22 protein-coding genes and 2 pseudogenes are annotated in these 19,478 nt (G+C 46.0%); 4 read left to right on the top strand and 20 right to left on the bottom strand.

The window, feature by feature from the left end:
- Genes HFELIS_RS05520 through HFELIS_RS05510 form a run of 3 tightly spaced genes read left to right on the top strand, consistent with a single transcriptional unit; the run spans nt 1 to nt 4,074 of the window.
- Nucleotides 1-1,032 carry a dihydrofolate reductase family protein gene (locus HFELIS_RS05520; RefSeq protein ID WP_013469553.1) on the top strand — a complete coding sequence of 344 codons (1,032 nt, stop codon included), beginning with the start codon at nt 1-3 and terminating at the stop codon, nt 1,030-1,032.
- Complete coding sequence (locus HFELIS_RS05515; RefSeq protein WP_013469552.1) at nt 1,002-1,712, top strand: tRNA1(Val) (adenine(37)-N6)-methyltransferase; 711 nt, start codon at nt 1,002-1,004, stop codon at nt 1,710-1,712. The genes HFELIS_RS05520 and HFELIS_RS05515 overlap by 31 nt, the downstream gene beginning before the upstream one ends.
- Complete coding sequence (locus HFELIS_RS05510) at nt 1,705-4,074, top strand: heavy metal translocating P-type ATPase (RefSeq protein ID WP_013469551.1); 2,370 nt, start codon at nt 1,705-1,707, stop codon at nt 4,072-4,074. Before HFELIS_RS05515 ends, HFELIS_RS05510 begins: the two co-directional genes overlap by 8 nt.
- Nucleotides 4,075-4,093: 19 nt before the next feature.
- Here the strand turns inward: HFELIS_RS05510 and HFELIS_RS05505 are convergent, their stop codons facing one another.
- From HFELIS_RS05505 to HFELIS_RS09595, 4 genes and pseudogenes are all read right to left on the bottom strand, one after another.
- Nucleotides 4,094-4,615 carry a hypothetical protein gene (locus HFELIS_RS05505; protein WP_013469550.1) on the bottom strand — a complete coding sequence of 174 codons (522 nt, stop codon included), beginning with the start codon at nt 4,613-4,615 and terminating at the stop codon, nt 4,094-4,096.
- 24 nt (nt 4,616-4,639) lie between these two features.
- Nucleotides 4,640-5,185: a tetratricopeptide repeat protein gene (locus HFELIS_RS08530; protein WP_081458346.1), complete on the bottom strand. Its 546-nt coding sequence runs from the start codon at nt 5,183-5,185 to the stop codon at nt 4,640-4,642.
- Nucleotides 5,186-5,203: 18 nt separating this feature from the next.
- Nucleotides 5,204-5,320 (bottom strand): annotated as a pseudogene (locus HFELIS_RS09600) (hypothetical protein); the annotation flags it as partial.
- 32 nt (nt 5,321-5,352) lie between these two features.
- A pseudogene (locus HFELIS_RS09595) lies at nt 5,353-5,520 on the bottom strand (hypothetical protein); the annotation flags it as partial.
- Between the two features lie 279 nt (nt 5,521-5,799).
- Between HFELIS_RS09595 and HFELIS_RS05490 the strand changes: the two are divergent.
- Nucleotides 5,800-6,339: an outer membrane protein gene (locus HFELIS_RS05490; protein ID WP_013469548.1), complete on the top strand. Its 540-nt coding sequence runs from the start codon at nt 5,800-5,802 to the stop codon at nt 6,337-6,339.
- Between the two features lie 122 nt (nt 6,340-6,461).
- Here HFELIS_RS05490 and HFELIS_RS05485 read toward each other — a convergent pair whose 3' ends face one another.
- From HFELIS_RS05485 to ilvC, 16 genes are all read right to left on the bottom strand, one after another.
- Entirely contained in the window at nt 6,462-6,989 is a 528-nt protein-coding gene (locus HFELIS_RS05485; RefSeq protein WP_013469547.1) for a tetratricopeptide repeat protein, read from the bottom strand.
- A gap of 91 nt (nt 6,990-7,080) precedes the next feature.
- Nucleotides 7,081-7,323: a hypothetical protein gene (locus HFELIS_RS05480; RefSeq protein WP_013469546.1), complete on the bottom strand. Its 243-nt coding sequence runs from the start codon at nt 7,321-7,323 to the stop codon at nt 7,081-7,083.
- On the bottom strand, nt 7,307-7,690 hold the full coding sequence (fliS, locus tag HFELIS_RS05475; RefSeq protein ID WP_013469545.1) for a flagellar export chaperone FliS: 384 nt from the start codon (nt 7,688-7,690) through the stop codon (nt 7,307-7,309). Before fliS ends, HFELIS_RS05480 begins: the two co-directional genes overlap by 17 nt.
- 17 nt (nt 7,691-7,707) lie before the next feature.
- A complete protein-coding gene (fliD, locus tag HFELIS_RS05470; RefSeq protein WP_013469544.1) occupies nt 7,708-9,762 on the bottom strand; it encodes a flagellar filament capping protein FliD in 2,055 nt (684 codons plus the stop codon).
- 5 nt (nt 9,763-9,767) lie between these two features.
- Nucleotides 9,768-10,139 carry a flagellar protein FlaG gene (locus tag HFELIS_RS05465; protein ID WP_013469543.1) on the bottom strand — a complete coding sequence of 124 codons (372 nt, stop codon included), beginning with the start codon at nt 10,137-10,139 and terminating at the stop codon, nt 9,768-9,770.
- 55 nt (nt 10,140-10,194) lie between these two features.
- Nucleotides 10,195-11,442: a murein hydrolase activator EnvC family protein gene (locus tag HFELIS_RS05460; RefSeq protein WP_013469542.1), complete on the bottom strand. Its 1,248-nt coding sequence runs from the start codon at nt 11,440-11,442 to the stop codon at nt 10,195-10,197.
- Nucleotides 11,439-12,248, bottom strand: coding sequence for a hypothetical protein (locus tag HFELIS_RS05455; RefSeq protein ID WP_013469541.1), 810 nt, complete (start codon nt 12,246-12,248; stop codon nt 11,439-11,441). The genes HFELIS_RS05460 and HFELIS_RS05455 overlap by 4 nt, the downstream gene beginning before the upstream one ends.
- Nucleotides 12,235-12,906 (bottom strand): cell division ATP-binding protein FtsE, encoded by a 672-nt coding sequence (locus HFELIS_RS05450; RefSeq protein WP_013469540.1) that lies wholly within the window; start codon nt 12,904-12,906, stop codon nt 12,235-12,237. Before HFELIS_RS05450 ends, HFELIS_RS05455 begins: the two co-directional genes overlap by 14 nt.
- Nucleotides 12,903-14,051 (bottom strand): tRNA (guanosine(46)-N7)-methyltransferase TrmB, encoded by a 1,149-nt coding sequence (gene trmB, locus HFELIS_RS05445; protein WP_013469539.1) that lies wholly within the window; start codon nt 14,049-14,051, stop codon nt 12,903-12,905. Before trmB ends, HFELIS_RS05450 begins: the two co-directional genes overlap by 4 nt.
- A gap of 3 nt (nt 14,052-14,054) precedes the next feature.
- A complete protein-coding gene (locus tag HFELIS_RS05440; protein ID WP_013469538.1) occupies nt 14,055-15,311 on the bottom strand; it encodes a fibronectin type III domain-containing protein in 1,257 nt (418 codons plus the stop codon).
- A complete protein-coding gene (locus tag HFELIS_RS05435; protein WP_013469537.1) occupies nt 15,256-16,221 on the bottom strand; it encodes an RluA family pseudouridine synthase in 966 nt (321 codons plus the stop codon). Before HFELIS_RS05435 ends, HFELIS_RS05440 begins: the two co-directional genes overlap by 56 nt.
- On the bottom strand, nt 16,218-16,604 hold the full coding sequence (ruvX, locus tag HFELIS_RS05430) for a Holliday junction resolvase RuvX (protein WP_041303266.1): 387 nt from the start codon (nt 16,602-16,604) through the stop codon (nt 16,218-16,220). The genes HFELIS_RS05435 and ruvX overlap by 4 nt, the downstream gene beginning before the upstream one ends.
- An 8-nt stretch (nt 16,605-16,612) precedes the next feature.
- Nucleotides 16,613-17,419 carry a DNA-processing protein DprA gene (gene dprA, locus HFELIS_RS05425; protein ID WP_041303264.1) on the bottom strand — a complete coding sequence of 269 codons (807 nt, stop codon included), beginning with the start codon at nt 17,417-17,419 and terminating at the stop codon, nt 16,613-16,615.
- Entirely contained in the window at nt 17,409-17,651 is a 243-nt protein-coding gene (gene minE, locus HFELIS_RS05420; protein ID WP_013469534.1) for a cell division topological specificity factor MinE, read from the bottom strand. Before minE ends, dprA begins: the two co-directional genes overlap by 11 nt.
- Nucleotides 17,648-18,439 carry a septum site-determining protein MinD gene (gene minD, locus HFELIS_RS05415; RefSeq protein ID WP_013469533.1) on the bottom strand — a complete coding sequence of 264 codons (792 nt, stop codon included), beginning with the start codon at nt 18,437-18,439 and terminating at the stop codon, nt 17,648-17,650. The genes minE and minD overlap by 4 nt, the downstream gene beginning before the upstream one ends.
- Nucleotides 18,439-19,452: a ketol-acid reductoisomerase gene (gene ilvC, locus HFELIS_RS05410; protein ID WP_013469532.1), complete on the bottom strand. Its 1,014-nt coding sequence runs from the start codon at nt 19,450-19,452 to the stop codon at nt 18,439-18,441. Before ilvC ends, minD begins: the two co-directional genes overlap by 1 nt.
- Nucleotides 19,453-19,478: the final 26 nt, after the last annotated feature.

Raw genomic sequence — 19,478 nt, 5'->3', positions numbered from 1 at the left:
ATGTTTGAACTCTTAATGCAATCTTGCCTTGATAAGGCTTGGGAGGTGCAAACTTTAGCTTTGCCTAATCCTAGTGTAGCCTGCATGGTGCTAGATCAAAATTACCGCCTTTTGAGTCTGCAGACCCACACCAAAGCCCATACCCCACACGCCGAAGTGCGCGCTTTAGCAGAAGCATTTAACGCGCTCTCTGCTGTGCCTTTCCCTAAAGACATCGACCCCCTAGACAAGCAAGCTAATTACAACTTTTTAGCCCAAAATCATAGCGATCTTTTTAAAGAGTGCACCCTTCTAGTAACCCTAGAGCCTTGTAATCATTTTGGCAAAACCCCCCCCTGTGCGGCTCTGTTGTGCGCGCTCAAGCCTAAACGCGTGATCGTGGGCGCACTAGAACAACACCCTCCAGCTCAAGGGGGCTTAAAACGCCTGCAAGAGGCCGGTATTGAAGTGATCGTGCTGGATTTGCCCGCCTGCTACGATCTGCTCTATCCCTTTAAGTGTTTGTCTAAGAGAGGAGTTTTTAATCTCTTTAAAATCGCCACAAGACTAGATGGCAATTATCAGGGCAAAATTTCCGGGACCAAAAGCCTTAATTTCACCCATAATCAGCGTGGGGTTGCCCAAACTCTCATTATCTCAGGGCAGAGCGCGCGCACCGATCGCCCTCTGCTCGATCACCGCTTTGCTGACCCACTCTATCAAGATAGGCTTTGTGATGTCGCCATTTTAAGCCGTAACCCCGTGATCGATCGCTCTTTACCCCTCTTTGGCGTGGCTGGGCGTGAAGTCCGACTCTATACCCGCGTGCAGGATTTACCCCTGCATACCGGCTTTAATATCATTGAGGGGGGTTGGCATCTGCTCGCTAGTCTGCAAGATCATATTGATATGCTCTTAACCCATACCAACACCTCCCTAGAGCCCCACCAACCCATCCCCCACCACGCCAAAGCCCACTTCACCCCCCACCACGCCCAGATTTTAGATCACGACCTGCTCACATGGCACTCTTGCGGCTCTACCAACCTTTAGGGGGGTATGCCTACAATAGCGACAGCCTCTTTTTGGTCCATTTCGCCCGTCCCTTTATCAAAAAACGCGCCAAACTCTTAGATGTGGGCGCAGGCTGTGGGGTGGTGGGCTTGCTGTGCGCTAGAGAGTTTGCTAACCCCCTAGATTTGATCGAGATCGATCCCAACCTAGCCTTTTTTGCCCAAAAAAACAGCGCACACGCCCCCCATGCGCGCGTGATCTGCGCAGATTTTCTACATGCCAACTTAGATACTTATCACTGCATTATTTCTAACCCCCCCTACTATCACCTCAACAGCCCCCAAAGTCCTAACCCCCAGATCGCGCGCGCCACCAACCAAAGCTTTTTACCCTTAAGTGCGTTGTGCGCTAAAGCCTACCGCCTTTTAAAACCCCAAGGCTATTTCATTCTCTGCTACCATGCCAACTTAGCAGATAGCCTGCTTTTTGCCCTGCAAAATGCCAAGCTTAACCCCGTATGTGTGCGCTTTGTGCACCCTTTTGCACACAAAAAGGCGACTTTAGTGCTCTGCTGTGCGCGCAAGAGTTCTAAAAGTCTGCTAGAAGTGCAAGCCCCCTTAATCACACACAACTCCAAAGATCAGCGCGATGTAACTCCTGAGGTGGCGCGCATTTACGCCCACGCTCAAACCTACAGCATTAAGGCAACACTTGGATAAAATCCCCTGCGCGCATTGCCAGTTGCTCTACCCCCCCCACGCTCTCAAAAAAGCCCCCAAGCAAGACCTCTATTTTTGCTGTGCGGGCTGTGAGAGTGTGTATTTTTTACTGCATTCTTTAGAATTAGAGAACTTCTATGACAAATTAGGAGATAAAACCCTCCAGCCCATACAAGCCCAAAACCCCATCTCTACCCACTACGACACCCCTCAATTCTTAGCAGACTTTACCACACCCACCAAAGAAGGCCTAGAGGTAGCGCTCATTTTAGAAAATATCCATTGTGCGGCCTGTGTGTGGCTCATCGAACATGTGCTTTTAAAACAAGAGGGGGTGAATAGCGTGCAGGTCAACTACACCACGCACCGCGCTTATATTGACTTTGAACCTCAGAAAATCCCCTTATCAAAGGTGCTAAACACTATTGAGGCGATCGGGTATCGTGCGCGCGTCTTTGATCCTAAAGTTGAGAGCGGGGGCAAGAGAGCGCATTATCGCCATTATGTCGCCCTCGTGGTGGGCATTTTTGCAACCATGAATGTGATGTGGATTGCTATTGCCAATTATGCGGGCTATTTTTCCGGGATGGATGCGAGTATGGCCTTCAAGCTCAATATCGCCTCGTGGATTTTGAGCAGTTTGACCCTCTTTATCACGGGGGCAGCGTTTTTAAAGGGCGCGTTTTATGGGCTCAAAAATGGCTTTTTTGGCATGGATTTGAGTGTGAGCTTGGGCGCGCTCACCACCTATATTTACTCCATTTATGCCACTTTCCATGCCCAAGAGCCCTATTTTGAATCGGTGAGTATGATCATCACCCTCGTGTTTATCTCCAAATTCTTAGAACTCAAGGCCACTTTGCGCGCCAACGCCCTGCTAGATGGTCTGCAGGGCGCACTGCCCTCTCAGGTCTTGCTCTTGCGTGAGGGGAAACGCGTTTTAATCTCTCCCTCTGAGGTGCAAATAGGGGATCGCATTGAAGTTTTAAGCGGGGAGTGTGTGGCCTTAGATGGGGAGCTAGAGAGCGCGCACGCGCAGGTGAATAGCCAAATTGTCAATGGAGAGATCACCCCCCTAGACTTGCACGCCGGGCAGAGTGTGCTCTCAGGTTATAGCAATGTAGGGGCGAGTTTTATTTACCGCGTGAACACCCCCTTTAAGCAGTCCTTTTTAAGCCAAATGGTGCGCTTGGTCCAAAAGAGTTTTACCCAAAAGCCCCAAATCCAACTCCAAGCAGATAAACTTGCCCACCGCTTCACCCAAGTAGTTTTGTTCATCACTCTAGCCAGCTTGTTGGGCTGGGGGTTTATAGGCGGGGTGTGGGAGCGCGCGCTGGTAATTAGTGTGAGCGTGCTCATCATCGCCTGCCCCTGCGCTTTTGCTCTGGCCACGCCTATTGCCCTTGTGCTAGCAAGCAATCGGGCGTTAAAGCAGGGGATTTTGTGCAAACAAGCCGCTAGTCTAGAAACTTTGGCCAAAGTGCAAAGGCTCTTTTTGGATAAGACCGGCACGCTCACCACGCCAGCACTCCAAGTGCAAGAGTATCAAACATACGGGGATTTTAACCCCTCTTGGCTCTTAAGCTTGGTGTTACACAACCCCCACCCTATTTCTAGGGGGGTGAGTGCGTGGTTGCAAGAACACTACAACGCCCAAAGCACACCCCTAGAATCTCTATCTCAAGAGGTGGGAGGCTTGAGGGGAGTAGTTGATGGGCATGTTTTGTTTGGGGGGAGTGTAGAGTATTTGCGCGCGCAGGGGGTAGAGGTTGTGGAACAATCTTTAGAAAGCCATTTTGCCTATAGTGTGGATGGGGAATTAAAAGCTCTTTTTAGCCTGCACGCCCCCCTAAAACCTGACAGCACGCAGAGTGTGCGCGCCCTGCAAGAAATGGGGCTAGAGATAGAAATTTTAAGCGGGGATTCTAGTCCACAGGTGCAACACATCGCCCAAAACTTAAGGGTTGCCTGCCACGCCCCCCTAAGTCCGGAGCAGAAATTAGAGCATATCCAAAGGGCGTTAGCGCGTGGGGAAGTGGTGGGCATGGTGGGCGATGGGATGAATGATGCGCCCGCTTTGGCTCAAAGTCAGGTGTCTTTGTGCATGTATGAGGGGCATGATCTAAGCTTGTTGCATAGCGATGTGATTTTGCTCAACACCTCCTTTAAAAGCGTGTGCAACACCTTTAAAATCGCCAAACAAGCCCATAGGCGCGTGCGCCAAAATCTCCTCATTAGCGCGCTTTATAACGCCCTGCTCATCCCCTGCGCGGTGTGTGGACTCATCAACCCCCCCCTAGCAGCTCTAAGCATGAGCCTAAGCTCGCTTTTGGTGGTGGGGAATAGTTTTAGGAAATTTTAGAAGTAGTGAGGAGCTACCTTTAAACCTTGATAGGTAAGTTACAATCCTTGCATTTTTTGTACCCATTGACAGCTGGCATGTCATTGCCCGTGAGAGGATTTTTGATAAAATTGTGTTTGGTGCTCCCCAGTTCTTTTAGTTGACAACGGCTACAAACTTTGATTATCCGACACTGTTCATCCTTACCCTTTTCATCAAAAGAATGCCACACTTCCGTTTTAGTTTCTTTACAACGCGCACAAACGCTTACTTGCGTACAACTTTGATCTGCATAACTCCAGCCACCAAATTGGTGTTCTACTCTAGTTTCTGCTTTTTTGCAGTGCGCACAAGTACGCGCCTGAGTGCAATCCTGATCCTTTTGATAGTCCCAATCGCCAAATTCGTGTTTTTGGGTGGTAATATATTTCTTACAATCCGGACAAGTTTTTCCTAGAAAACACTTAGGTTTGCCCTTTACATGTGCATATTCCCCCGCATGCACCCCAACTCCGCATTTAACACTCTTAGCTACACTTTTAATAGCATCCCATAATCCCATCATATTTCCTTTAAATGACTATTTCTAATTTCTAACACATTCAAGTGCCGCTTGAGCCAATTGACTCACCTCTTCATCACCAATCTCGATAGCTTTTTGGTAATGAGCAACGGCCTGAGCAGGATTTTTTGGCACACCCCTGCCTAGTTCATAAAGACTGCCTAAATGGTAGTAGCCCCAAGCACATCCCATTGAGCTAGCTCTCAAGTAGCACGCTCGGGCCTTTGAATAGTCTTGCACAACGCCTTTGCCAAGTTCATAGATTAGACCCAGCCCATCAAAGGCCCTCGCATATCCCATAGTGGCCGATTTTTCTAGGCATTGCCTAAACTTAATCTCATCTTTTGGTACGCCCTGTCCACTATAATACATCTGCCCCAATGTGTAGTAAGCTTCTGCACTTTGGGCATCTTCTTGTTGAATCGCCTCGTGCAAATACTCTAGTGCTTTAGCATAATCGCCATTTTCACGAGCTCGTTTGGCTATTTGGCATAAGGTTGCCTCTTCGCTTTGTTCTTTGTCTTGTTGTTTAAGAAGGTCAAGCATTTCTTGAGCATCAACATCTCCCATATCAACCGCTTTTTGTAAATATTCTTTAGCTTTAGAATAATCTTCTTTAAGACCACATGCAGCACTTTTTGAATAAAAATTCCTAACGCTGTGTAGGCCTCTGCGTACCCTCCTTCTCCTGCTTCTTGATAATATTCCATCGCTTTAGTAATGTCTTGTTCTACACCCTTTCCACTTTCATAGATATAGCCTAAAATAAAATAAGCTACTGGAAATCCCGTATTGCCTGATTGTTTATAACATTCCACCGCAGTATCATAATCTCCTTGCTTTTGCGCTTCTATAGCAATATCAAAATACAATTTAGACGCCTTTTTGAGATATTCTGAGGCCATTTGTTTATCTCCATTTTCATGGGCATCATATGCACTAATAAATAGCGCATCTGCTCCAATGACTGCCTCTTCCAAGCTTTCATAAGAATCCATGCCAACCTCCATTTTTCTGCAAAATCCAGTGTTTATATAACCAACACCGGTTTTAGCATTCTAGCAAGAGAGAGAGAGAGAGAGAGTCAACTTACTATCTCATAATAGTTTAACTATGAGATTAAAGCCTCTTTTAGGGCGTTTACTCTAAAATTGAACCCTACAATTCATTTTAAAGGGTCTTTGATGTTGTTGCAAAAAAGTTTAGCTGTTGTGGGTCTGGTGGGTGCGTTGGGTTTGGCTATTTCACCTTTGCACGCGGAAAGAGATGGGTTTTATGTGAGTGGGGGCGTGCAATACGCGTATTTCACCACTAAATGGAATGGAAGTGGCAACATCGGAGGGATAGATATCCGCGGGGGTTATCAACAATTCTTTAACAAGAGAAAGACTTTTGGAGCGCGCTATTATGGCAACTTTAGCGTGAGCGGGGGGAGTGGTCTGAGTAATTTTAGCTATGGCGTGGGCGCAGACGCGCTCTATGACTTTTATGGCACTAAAAAATATGTCGTAGGGGTTTATGGTGGGCTAATGTTGCTTGGGAGTAGCTGGGTGTTCCAACATGGATCTGTGTCTAACTTCCAACTGCCTATTAATGTGGGGGTTCGGGCTAATTTTCTCTACCACCATGGCGTAGAGGTGGGGATGCTCATCCCTATCATCCCTGCTTACAATGGTTTACGCCGCGCGGTAGCCATCTATGCTAACTATGTGTGGCGTTTTTAAAGCAACTTAAAATTTAAAGGCTAGGGCATGGCCATTTTGATGGTTAGCATGCCCTCTTGCTAGTGGGCATGGGGATTAATATCGGAGTGGGAACGGCGCTAGGGGTTTTTGGCTAGTTTGGCCTAATCTCCGCTCATAACTAAGCCATAAATAATCGCCTTGCACGCATCTGCTTTGGGATCGAGAAGACTATTGGGATCCACCTTGGGTTTAACTTTGCTTTTACGGCAAAGAGCTAAGTAATGCGCCACCTTTTTCTTACTCTGAGGCACACCCGCCCCATCATGATACATTTGACCTAGAGTAGCATAGCCCTCACCCCAGCCCATTTGGCCTGCCTTTTCGTAGTTTTGGATGGCTTTTTGAGTGTCCTTTTTCACGACCTTTTCACAACCTGATTGATACAGCTCGCCCAAACCAGCATAACCTGCAAAGTCTTTTTCTTGGATAGCTTGTTTGAAGTATTTGAGGGCTTGTTTACAATCCGTAGTGGGATCTGTGGAAGTATCCATCCCGCTACTCGCACCAAAATGGGCCATCGATGCTGCTTGACCATTTTTATAAGCTTGACTCTCGCCCAACTTGGCCGCTTGCAAGGATATACTTGTAAGCAACACCGCCACAGACACACGCCACATAGATTTAGTCATCACCTTTATCCTTTATATGGATTTTAAGGCAGGCAGTTTAGCACACTTAGACAAAGGGCAAATAAGTTTAAGCATTAATGTTCTTGAAGGGCTAATAGGGAGCTATTTCCATAAAACGGCGCGCGGCCTTGAGCTGGCGCATTTGTACACCCAAATGTTGCTGGGCTTCCTGCAAACGCGCGATCGTTTGGGCGATAAGCTCTCTGGCTATTTGCAGGGTTTCTAAATCTGCTTGTTGGGCATTCTCTAAGAAGGGACAATTTTCAACCAAAGCCCCCGCCTTCTCCAAGTTATTTTCTAAAAGAGCGATCTTGAGTTCATCGACCCAATTCATGTTGGTGAATCTCCCGCCATGCCTCTAAAAGTCCACGCGCGACCCGTATCACAAGATTGATCTTTTCTGCGTCATTTTCCATATTTGCTTGAGTGAGCACTTTAATTTGATGGGTGTAGAGACCTGTCAGATAAACAGCGACCTCGCCTCCTCTCTCATAATCCAAAACATTTAAAAGCTCGGTAAAAATATCCGTAACCTTGTTAATGTAGAGAATCTTCTTTTCAATATCACCCATTTCAATGTGCCTTTGGGCTTGAGCGCAGAACTTCAAAATACCCTCATAAAGCATCTCAATGAGCTTGGCAGGCGACTCCACAGTAACAGAATTTTGTTGGTACAAATTGTAGGCGTTGGCTCGAAACATCTTATCCCTTCTTAACATTAGTTTTTCTTAGCAGCAGCTTGATCGATCATCATCTGCACAGCGTTAAATGATCGGTTAGCCTTAGAAATCTGCTCGTCATAGGCAGCAAAACGCTCTGCCATGATGTCATAGCGGGTTTTTAATAACTCCATAGCGTTCTCTTTATCTTTTTTGAGGCTTTTGGCATCTTGATCTAGAGAGTCTTCATAGAGCTTCAAACGCGCATGACCACCATCGACCAAATTAGCCAAAACTTTATCCACGCGCTCAAAGATTCCATCTTGGTGGGTTTCCTTGCCCCCCATACTCTTCACATCGCTTCCATAAAAGAAGTCTTGGGTGCCTTGCGGATCGGCGTTGATTGCGCTAGCAAGACGGCTTTCGTCTAAACTCATCTTGCCATGGTCATCTAGCATGATCCCATACTTCATCAAGCTAGCCACGCCCTTGCTATTAGTGATTGTAAAAGTAACTGCACTGATAAGTGAAGAGCGGATAGTGCGGATATCGCTCACTCCATTAAAGATCCCGGCAATTCTTGTGTCCGGATCGTAACGGGTGGTCTCATCTAATTTTGGCATCAACTCATTATAGGCTTTGACAAACTCTTTGACATTATCGATGATCGCCTTGTCATCTCGTGTGATGCTCACAACAGCCCCCTTGCCCGGCTCTGTTGTGCCTAGCAAACTTAAAGACACGCCATTAATTACATCATTAACTTCATTGGTAGGGCGCGTGATACTAGCCCCATTGTAGGTAAATTTAGCATCGCTAGCACTCTGTAAGTTTTTAACAGAAAAGAGTTCTTGAGCATTAGCATAAGAGCGGCTAAACCCCTCTGAGAGGCCTAAATCTTTGAGAGCCTTTTTACCCTCTGCATTAGCTCCGGTTAAGCGTAATTGCCCGCTGGCACTATTGAGCACTAACTTCCCATCCGCGCCCACAGACGCGCTCAAACCTGCAATGCCATTGACAGCTTTAATCAGAGCGTTAGCGTTGTCTTGACTAGAATTATGTTCAGCTGTGATCGCCCCCATGTCAATGTTTTGTCCATTCAGACTAATAATGCCTTTGATCTTGCCAGATTGCGGGGCGGTGAGGGCTTTTAGTAAATCACCCTCAGCTTGGGATTTATCTTGGATGAAACCTAGTTCGCGCGCCTTAGCCCCCCCTACCTCTACGCTCAAACCTCGTTTATCATTGATCACCAAAGATTTACCCTCATTGATGACCCCCACATTTAACTGCCCATTGTCTGCTAAAGATTTTGTAGCGGGATTATCCTCTAAGGCTTTTTGGATGGCTGCACGCAGAGCCGCGTTTTTACTCTCAATAGAGCCCTGCAACTTGAGAGCGATAGGAATTTCTATCACATTTTGTTCGTCATGCACTTTGATAAAAAAATCATCCTCAGGCTTTGTCTCGCTCTTGGCTTCTAAATTAATGGTCGCATCATTGCTCAAATGGGAGATGACACTAGAACCAAAAAAGATACGATTATCCGCGCCCGTGCCCTTACTATTGATCATTAGCTGATAGGGTTTATTCCCCCCGGTTTTCATCACAATCCCCATCACCTTGCCATCAGTAGCATCCGTGATTGCCTGAGCGACATCGCTTAAGGTCATCCCAGCTTTAATTTTAACCGCGTAATCCTGATGATTGGTATAAAAATGCAAAGTAGTATCAAACTGCGCAAACGAGTCGTCTCTGGAGCTAAAATGAGTGCCCACCTCATTAATATCCCCCTGTGCTAAACTCTCTACATCCACTTTGATATTTTGAATGGGGATACCCGGACTCACACTCACTTTAAGCGCATCCCCGGTTACATTGCTATGTCTAGCTGTATAAGTGGAATAATCGCTTAGAGCTCTGACAGGTGTGCGCAAATTCCCAAGCAAAGTTTGGATTTCTACAAGGGCTTTTTGTTTTTCTAAATTGGCCTCCATCTTTCTCTCGATGGGTTTAACCATCGTGTTTTCGTCCGCTTTTTTAAGCTTATCGATCACATCGTAGTTTAAAACTTTGCTACCAATTCCCAAAGAACTTAATTGCCCTACTGCCATTGTCTTTAACCCTTCTTATCAAAGAGAATCCCCACAATATCGCGCATTTTCTTGCTCAACTCGATCACCGCTTGGGGTGGGATTTCACGAATCACCCTATTGCCCCGATCGTCCTTGATGGTTACTACCAAGCCTCCAATATCTTCATTGTAGCTAAAGGTAATGTCCGAATGCATGCGCTTCATCTTCTCATTGAGTTCCTTACTAAGCTTCTGCAAATCTCGTTCCGTTAACTCTTGTTTTAAAGACTCGACTTCAGTTTTTTGATGTTCTGAGGGATTGGTCTGTAGGGACACATGTTTATTATCGGGAGTGGATTGAGACAGGAAGTGATTTAAGTTAGAAACATCTGAAACACCCATAATATTGCCGGACATGGATTCTCCTTAAATACACCAAGATCGGCAAGGGTTGGTTGTTTTTGATAAACAATTAGGGATTTTGCGCGATAAGTTCTAGGGGATTGATGTGTTTGTCTTTAAGAGTTACTTCAAAACTCAATCTTTGATCGATGCGCCCAATCACATAGCCCTTTTGTACATGCAGGCCATGCTTGATCGTGGGGGCGATTTTATCTAATTGGGAATAAATGGTGTGCATCCCATCTTTATGTTCGATGATAATGACTTTTTTTAAGATCGGGACTTCTTTAGCATAAACCACCCGTCCATCAAAAACACTGCGCACTACAGCATTGGGTCTTGTAGGCACAAGCGTGATCGACTCATTAAACACTTTAAGCCGGTAAACAGGATCAAAATAAGGTCCAAATTTTTGCACTATTTTATAACTACTCAGGGGAGAAATGGTTTTGGGTCCGTGATAGGCAATAGTAACAATATCACGATAAGAACTGGCCACTTGTCTAACTTCAATGGGAGCTTCTATGCCTCCAAGTGCAGATTTTGACCCTTCTTCATTATTGCTTGCTTTTTTATTCTCCATCTCCTTTTGTTTGGCAAGTTTGACAATATTGAGCGAGGCCAAGAGCTGATCTAGCCCTCTGCGTTCCTTATCCAAAGTCTCTAGTTTCTTGTTGTAGACTTGAAGTTCGGCGCGCATGCTCTCAATTAATTTTTGTTGCGCTTCTACTATGAGTTGTAGATCGTGTTTCCTATCTTTTTGAACATCGATGGTGGCACTAATTTTGGCAATGCTATCAGAGATTTTGGCGATTTTGGCGTTGACCTGCTCCTCTTGAATGCTTAAATTTTCTAAGCGATTTTTAGAACTCTGACTTAGCCGCTTAAAGAGTTCTTGAAGCATCAGATCCTCTGTGCTGACAAGGTCTTGACTCTCCAAAACCATGACAAATACAATGTCTTTTAGTAGTAGGGTTGTTACCTCATCTTGTATCTTTAGACGATTTTTTTTGAGACTGTTTAAATAAGTGCGGTATTCGCCTAAGGTCTTTTCTTGAGCTTGGTTTTGGGCTTGGTTTTTATCGATATTTTTTTGAATATCGCGAATTTGCCTGGCGAGCTCCTGACTTTGCTTGTATTTTTGGTTAATCGCATTGCCCAAAGTATTAAGATGATTGCTAAGTTTAGTTTTCTGCGCCGTGGCTTCTTGTAATTTGTTGGTATTAAGATGGATATTGCGCTCGATCTCCTCGATTCCCTCTTCTTTAGAGGCAGCACAAAGCAAGCCTATCAGGAGAGCGAGCACACATTTTCTCATGCCCCTCTCCTTTGAATCACCACCACCCATACGCAAGTTAGAGAAATGGCGAGCGAAGCTCCTAAAAAGATCGCTAAATCTTCCTGCCACAAAAATAAACCATTTTCTAAACCAAGAGTGTTTAAAATCGTTTGGAATTTTTGCTGTGAGATCAAATACGCCCCACCCAACAACACCCCCACACTTGCCAACACCGAATCAATCAAAGCCAATCGGAATAAAAAACCATGCTTGATTCGCATAGGCGCGCCCAAGAGGTCCATAATCTCAATACGCTTAGAATATTGTAAATTCCACACCCGAACCTGTTTGATCAAGAGCAAGACAGAGAGCAATCCTATTAGCAACGCAAAAATTAAAGTGCTCTCCTTGAGTAAAAGCAAAAGGCGGTATTCTTGATCATGGGTTTTGCTAAAGACCTCTACCCTAGAAACCCCGGGTATTTTTAACAACCGATGGTGGATTTGTTGCAATTCCTCAGAAGTAGGAAATTGGCGGAGCTTTAGGGAATAGAAAAAGGGCAAACTCTTTTTAAGATTAGCAAGACTGCTAGGGCTAAGATTTTGTTGCAATCTTTGCAAAATAGAATCGGGGTTAAGCTGCTCTAAGGAAATGCTCGCGCGGATATTTTGGCGCACAAACTCTAGTGTCAAAGGCTGTTGACTCACTATAGTAATGGTGTAGTTTTTGGAAAGTTGTTTCTCACGCACATCTACAGCGCGCAGAGTCCACAGCACACTCTCCAACCCAAAGAGAAGCGCCATTAAAGGCAACAAAAACGCTAAATGTTCCTTAAGTGTATTCATGCACCTCTCCATCCTTGATATAAATCTTGCGGTAAGGCACATTGAAATTACTGGGGATGCGGTGTGTAACCACCACAATCGTGATGTCTAATTGTTTGTTGGCCCCTTTGAGCAAACTCCAAATCATATCACTAGAATAATCATCCAAGTTACCCGTAGGCTCATCTGCCAAAATCAAAAAGGGTTTGTGCGCGATAGCGCGCGCCATCGCCACGCGTTGTTGTTCTCCCCCACTTAACTCTAAGGGATAGCGGTTAGATTTATAGAGTAAATCCACATGGGCTAAGAGTTTTTCTGCTTGGATATTGCATTCCTCTTTTTTATAGCCATTGATGAGCATGGGCAATTTGATATTTTGCTCCACCGTCCACTCTTCAATGAGCTTATAATCCTGAAACACCACACCAATATGGCGGCGCAATTCATTAATAAAAGCCTTTGAAGCGCGATTCACATTAATGTTACACACTTCTAAATTCCCTCCTAATAGGGGGAGATCGCCATATAAAGATCGCAATAGCGTGCTTTTACCACATCCGCTAGGCCCTGAGATAAAAACAAAATCTTTGCGCTCCACTTTCAAATTTGCCCCGCGAATCACCCACTCGTCTTTTTTATAGCCTAGAGATAAATCTCTTGCTAGCACAATACTGCTCACAATACCTCCCTAAGAGTTTCTAATAGTTTTCGTTGCGCCCATCTATTTGCCTCCGTGTTGTAAGGCATGCCTCCTACATAGCTTAAATTTTGTCCATCCCACAGAGCAATTTTATTTGTAGGGGCTATAAAATCCCCAAAACTGAGCACCAAGACCCAAAGTTTGTTGCACTCCAACACATCTTGGATGTGCAAAAAATAATTCTCCCCCTTAAAATGCCTTTGATTTAACACTTCTTGTAGAGTTTTGGGTGCGCCTTGCAACGACTCATTTCCTAAAAGGATAGTTTTAGAAGATGAGAAATGATTTTGAGGCGCACACACTCTTAAATCATAAATATTGCGATCCTGCTTAAGCCAGCGTTGTTCATACTTACTAGGCACGGCCACAGAGGCATTTGTGTCTGTGCTGTAGGCACAATTCTCTTGTTGGGCAAGGCGCAAACTCTCTTGAAAATAGTTCCAACTATCCGTGCGTAACCACAAAGTGGCCCCTTCTTTGAGAACTCTGAGCATATTCTTAAGGGTCTGAGTCCCCATCACTCTTCTTGTAGGGTTTTTATCCCAAGGCACGGGAAAATGCAAATCCAAACTAAGGCACACATTAGAGGGAAGCACCTCTAAGAGAGCGCGCGCATCCGTGCGCGCCACATAAAGGTTTTTAAGCCCTAAAAGCTCTATTTGCCTTAAAACTTGCTCTAAGCTAGGGGTGTGGACCTCTAGGCCTATGTAAATCTCTTGTGGGTGGTTTTTGGCCTTTTGTAACAAATGCCTCCCTGATCCAAATCCAATTTCTAAATGGAAGGCATCAAACTTTAAAAAATCTTCTCCCTCTAATAAAAATGGGCTTGTTTGAGAATACTTAGCCTCTGCCAAATTACCCACCACTCCCTCGCAATGGCGCGCCAAGATGGATAAAGCCTTTTGCAAGATTGCTACAGGAACAGGCCGCGTAGATTTTTCACCCTTAAAAAGATAGCCTTCTTGGCGCGCGATTTTATGAAGACAAAAATCATGTGTGGGACTTTGCACATGGATGAGGCTTTTATGCGGGTAAAGACAACTCTTTGCCTCGTAGAGAAAATGCAAACCCTCCTCTTGAAAAGGAAAGGAGGTAAAAACTCTAGTCGCGTTAAAATGGGGCATCAACTAACGATCCAAGCGCAATTCGACCTCTTTACTTGGACGCGACTCCAACCCATCCCCATCCACACTCACCACCTGATAGCGGTATTTTGTCCCGGTTTCCATCGCCTTATCGACAAATTGTGTGCCTATGATGGAGCCGTAGCGCAAGGGTTTGGAGTGGGAGTTATTTTCAAAACGATACACTGCATAATCGCGCACCCTTGTCCCCTTAATCGCCTCCCAAGTGATGATGGCGCGCCCATCTTCAATCGTGCCTTTTGTGATAACGGGTGTAGGAGGTCTTGGCAAGGTCGCTCCCTTGATCGCCTCTTGAGGCATATTGCCCTCAATCCCATCTTTGTCTACAGCCACAATCTTATAAAATCTATCTGTCCCATCTGTATTCACATTGTCGATATACTCGGTGGCGCGGGTTTGGGCAATTTCTTTATACTTGCCATTGAGATCATCGGCGGCATAAATCCTATAACCCACAACATCCTTTTGTTCAGCAGGACTCCATTTGAGTTGCACGCGCCGTGTGAGAGCTGTGCTGGCTTGAGTGCCATTTACTAGAGGTGGGGGGTTTTTTGTCTTGCCTATTACAACAGCACTGGGCAAAGACTTTGCGCCCTCAAAATCCTCAGCAATCACACGGTAGCGGTGGGTTTGCCCATCCCCTAGCTTGCGATCAAAATATTCCACAAAAAGGCGGTTTCTCACTGCCCCAATATTGACAAATTTCCCTTGATCGTCCTCTCTTTGGATGATGTATTTAGCAATGCTAGGATTAGGATGGGGAGTCCAAAAAACTTTGATTTCCCTAGGTGTGGTCATGCTCGCAAAGACATTTTCCACAGGGTTAATAAACGAAGTGCGCACATTGATGGTTTTAGACATCTGGGAAAGCTCGCCATTTTTCCCTATCGTGGCGATTTGGTAGTAATACTGGGTTTGGGGCGTGAGATTGTCATCGTAGTAATGCGTAGCAAAGGGGTTGCGGACCACACCTACGCGCTTAAAATTTTGGTCCTGCTGGGTGCGGTAAATCACAAAACCATCGATGCGCTCAGGGTGGCTAATGGGCAACCATTCAAAACCTACAGATTGCACATCGTTGATAGTTTTAATTCCCTGCACGACTGGAAGACTTGTATTCATCGCCTCCATTTCTGAGTGATCGGCAAAAGAGAGAGTGTTATTTTTTTTTGAGGACGCACAATTAGACAAAAAGAGTGCTAAAACGCTCAAGAAAACTAGCTTCTTGGAGACACCCATACCAATTATTTCCTTGCAAGTGGGATTGTGCGCATTCTACCATGTCCTTTAAAAGTTCGGCTTTAAAGAGGTGTTGGTGGCCGGTTCTAGGGTGAATAAGATAAAGAATATAGGCATGCAACATCGTGCGCTTTGCGCTCCCCTCTTTGGCCCCATAAAGTCTATCCCCCAAAATGGGCCGCCCTAGACTTTCTAAGTGTGCGCGCACTTGATGGGTGCGTCCGCTATAAAGGCGCGCGCCCACAAGTTGGCATTTGAGTCCATCAAAAAGAGGGACAAAAAAGGTTTTAGAGGGTTTCCCTCCTTTGACTTTAAGCGCATCTAAATTCGCCCTTTTGAGGCGGTTTTTAGGGTGTCTGCCCAAATGGCATTCTACAAATAGAGGTTCGCGCAAATGCCCCTGTATCAATGCCACATAATAACGCCCCATTTGGCGGCTCTGTAGTTGCGCGCTCAAGTGGGCATGGCAGGCGTTGTTCTTGGCTATCACTAACGCCCCGCTGGTCTCCTTATCCAAGCGGTGCACAATCCCGCAACGACTTGTGCCATTAAGATTTGAGAGTTGATAACCCTTAGCCACCAAATAATCCACTAAGCTCTCTTCTTTGAGGCTGGGGGCAGGGTGCACGGCTAAGTGAGGGGGTTTGTTGATCACTAATAAATCCTCATCTTCATAGAGGCATTCAATGTTAAGAGTTGTGGGCAAAGGTGTTATTTCTGCCGTTGGGGGTTCTTGCACACACACATAACTTCCGGGTTTGACTTCCACCCCCCCTTTTTGACATATTTTTCCATCCATAGACACCAAGCCCGCCTTGATACACCCCAAAACTTGACTTCTAGAGATATTTAACTCTTGGGCGAGGAGCTGATCGAGTCGCCCACTCTGCCAAATCACCCACTCTTTCATAATCCTAAATAACGCTCCAAAAGAATACAAGCTGCCAAGCTATCTAGGATTCCATTCTTGCGCGCCTTTTGGCGTTGTTTGTAAGGAAGATGAAAAATGCGCTCTTGAGCTTGTGCACTGCTATCATCTTCATCCACATAAAAAATAGGTGCAAAGTCCAAGCCCTCTATAAAATGTTGCACGCGCGCGCGCGTGTCGGTGTAGCAGGCGTTGGGCAAACCTACAACCAAACCTACAGCGCGCTTATTCTCTAAAAAAATTTTAAGATCATGGCGGGCTTGATCGCGGTTATGGCGCAAGATAGCAGGCATGGGCAAAATGGTTTCTTGGGTGTAGAGGGCTAACCCGATGCGCTTTAAACCCACATCACAGCCAACCAAGATTTGTCCGCTCACGCCAACACCATGCGCCCATGTCGGCGCGTGATCAAGCCCTGCAATTCGTATTCATCTATTAAAGTCCCATAACGGGCATAGGCTTGCTCACAAGTGGGGTTTGTTTTAAAAAAGCTGAGGTGATCCTCAAGGGGTGGGGTGCTAGGAGGGTTGAGCTTATAAGTTTGGCATAGTGTTTGGCAAAACGCCTCTATATCGTAAATGCTCTGCGCTTTGCCCTCTGCTAAAAGTACCTGTGTGCCCGGGCTCTCTGCTAGTCTATGGGGCAATACAAACAGGGGTTTTTGGGCATGCAGGGCGTATTTAGCACTGGACATCGATCCGCTGTGTAGATTTGCCTCTGGGATGATCACTACATCGCTTAGAGCAATCACCAAACGATTGCGCTCTAAAAAAGAATATCTATGTGGAGTGGTATTTTGAGCGTATTCGCTTAAAATAAGCCCCTCTGTAGCGATTTGCTCAATAACGCGCGCATTGCTGGGGGGGTAGAGATAATCTAGGCTACAGGGGGCGATCATGATTGTGTGGGGCAGGGCGTGTTGTTGGGCAATAATATCCACGCCCAACGCGCCCCCGCTCACCACCACCGCGCCTAATTTGGCGATCTCTTTAGCCAACCATGCCGTGTGTTGTTGGGTGTATTGGCTAGGTTGGCGTGTGCCCACGATGGCAACTTTTAAAGGGGTTTGTAACAATTCTTGATTGCCGGTGTAATAGAGTTCTTTGGGAGGGTTTTTGACACGCCCCAATGCAAGAGGAAGAGCTTTTAGCTTGGAGTAAGAAAAATGGCTAACTCTCAGGATTACCCTTTGAGTTGCGCTCAAGGATGATTTCAACCTCTAGGGTATCCATCTCTTGGTTGGAGCTTGTGCGCACATCAATTTTAGTGGTGGCGATATATTTTTGCACAACCGCTAGGATTTCTTTTTTCATCTCCTCCATGTAGGGGATGCGCATGCTTCTCTCATAGGCTAGCACCAAAGTTAGCCGATCCCTAGCCCGCGCGCTCGATCCCCCCTTAAACCACTTCATGCAAACCAACCCTTGATAGTCCCTACCAGACCTCTTTTAGTTCTAAACTCTGCAAATTCCACTTCCTCGCCCAAAACACGCCTTGTGATTCTTTGAAAAGCTAGCGCGCTAGGGCTTTGGGTGTAGATCACTGGCTCGCCGGTGTTGGTGGCTGAAACAATTTTATCATCTTCGGGCACTAGACCAATGAGAGGCAGAGCTAGGATTTTGAGCACATCCTCATTAGAAAGCATTTCTTGTTTTTCAACCAAGTCGGGCTTGATACGATTGATAAGAATGTGTTTGACCATCTCTTGCCCCTTGCAACTCTTGGCATCGATGATACCGATCACGCGATCGCTATCGCGCACACTGCTAACCTCTGGGGTTACTACAATGATGGCGCGATCGGCAAAGAGCACGGCGTGCTCAAATCCGCTCTCAATCCCAGCTGGAGAGTCGATGAGCACAAAATCAAATTGGGCATTGAGCTGTGCTATGAGAGCCTGCACTTTGGCTTTATCTAGGATATTTTTATCCTTGCTTTGAGAAGCGGGCAAAAAATAGAGATTTTTATTTTTCTTATCGTTGATCAAGGCTTGGGGTAATTTACAATTCCCCTCCATCACATCGATCACATCATAGACAATGCGATTTTCCAAGCCCAAAATCATGTCCAAATTGCGCAAGCCGATGTCAAAATCCACAGCCACGACTTTTTTATTTTGCAAGGCTAACCCTATGGCTAGATTAGCGGTAGTAGTGCTTTTGCCTACTCCGCCCTTGCCTGAAGTAATGGTGATAACCATCAATTTCCCTTAAAAAGATAACTGCGTAAATGCGCCCCCACTTCTTCTAGGGGGTGCTGTGCTAGTTGTGCACGCTGATGATGCATTTGGGCAAAACCGCGCGTTTTTTCCTCAAGAAACTTTTGGGCAAAACCCCCCCCTTCAATTTGCTTTAAAATCTCTTGCATGCGCGCTTTCATTGAGCTGTCCACAAGATAGCCCCCACTGAGCAACCCGCCATATTCTGCCGTGTTGGAAATGTGCTCTTGCATCATAGCCACCCCCTTAGAATAGATCAAATCGGCGATGAGCTTGATCTCATGCACGCACTCAAAATACGCCAACTCTTTAGGATAACCCGCCTCTACCAACACCTCAAAGGCATGGCGCAACAAATGCACTAGCCCCCCACAAAGCACCGCCTGCTCTCCAAAGAGATCGCTACAAGCTTCGTGTTTAAAAGTGGTTTGCAAAATCCCCACGCGTCCACAACCCAAAGCGCAGGCATAGGCTAGGGCGATTTCTTTAGCGTTGTGGGTGCTATTTTCCTGCTCTACGCCCACCAGCGCAAAAAGACCGCTATTATTTTGATAATTTTCTCTAAGAGCTCTCCCTGGACCCTTAGGGGCTACCAAAGCCACACCCACCCCCTCAGGCACGCAAATCTGTTTAAAGTGCACGCTAAAGCCATGCGCAAAGATCAAAGTTTGACCGGGCTTTAAATAAGGGGCGATTTCTTGGGTATACACCTCTTGGTGCAATTCATCGGGCAGTAAAATCGCTAGGACATCTTGACTCTGCGCGCAAGAAGCCACGCTGTGCACCTCAAAGCCCTCCTCTCTAGCCAGCGATGCGCTCTTGCTTGTTTCATGCAAGCCCACCACGACCTTAACCCCACTATCGCGCAAATTGAGCGCGTGCGCGCGCCCTTGTGCCCCATAACCTAGCACCCCTACGCTTCTTTTTACGATGTGCTCCACACTCCCATCTGTGTCCGTATAGATAGGCAAGAAACCATCAGAAACCCTAGACATCGATTTCCTTTTGTATTATAATTTAG

It is taken from the genome of Helicobacter felis ATCC 49179, assembly GCF_000200595.1.
Classification (GTDB): domain Bacteria; phylum Campylobacterota; class Campylobacteria; order Campylobacterales; family Helicobacteraceae; genus Helicobacter; species Helicobacter felis.
Note: the sequence above shows the minus strand (reverse complement) of the source record. Positions and strands in the feature narration are given on the sequence as shown.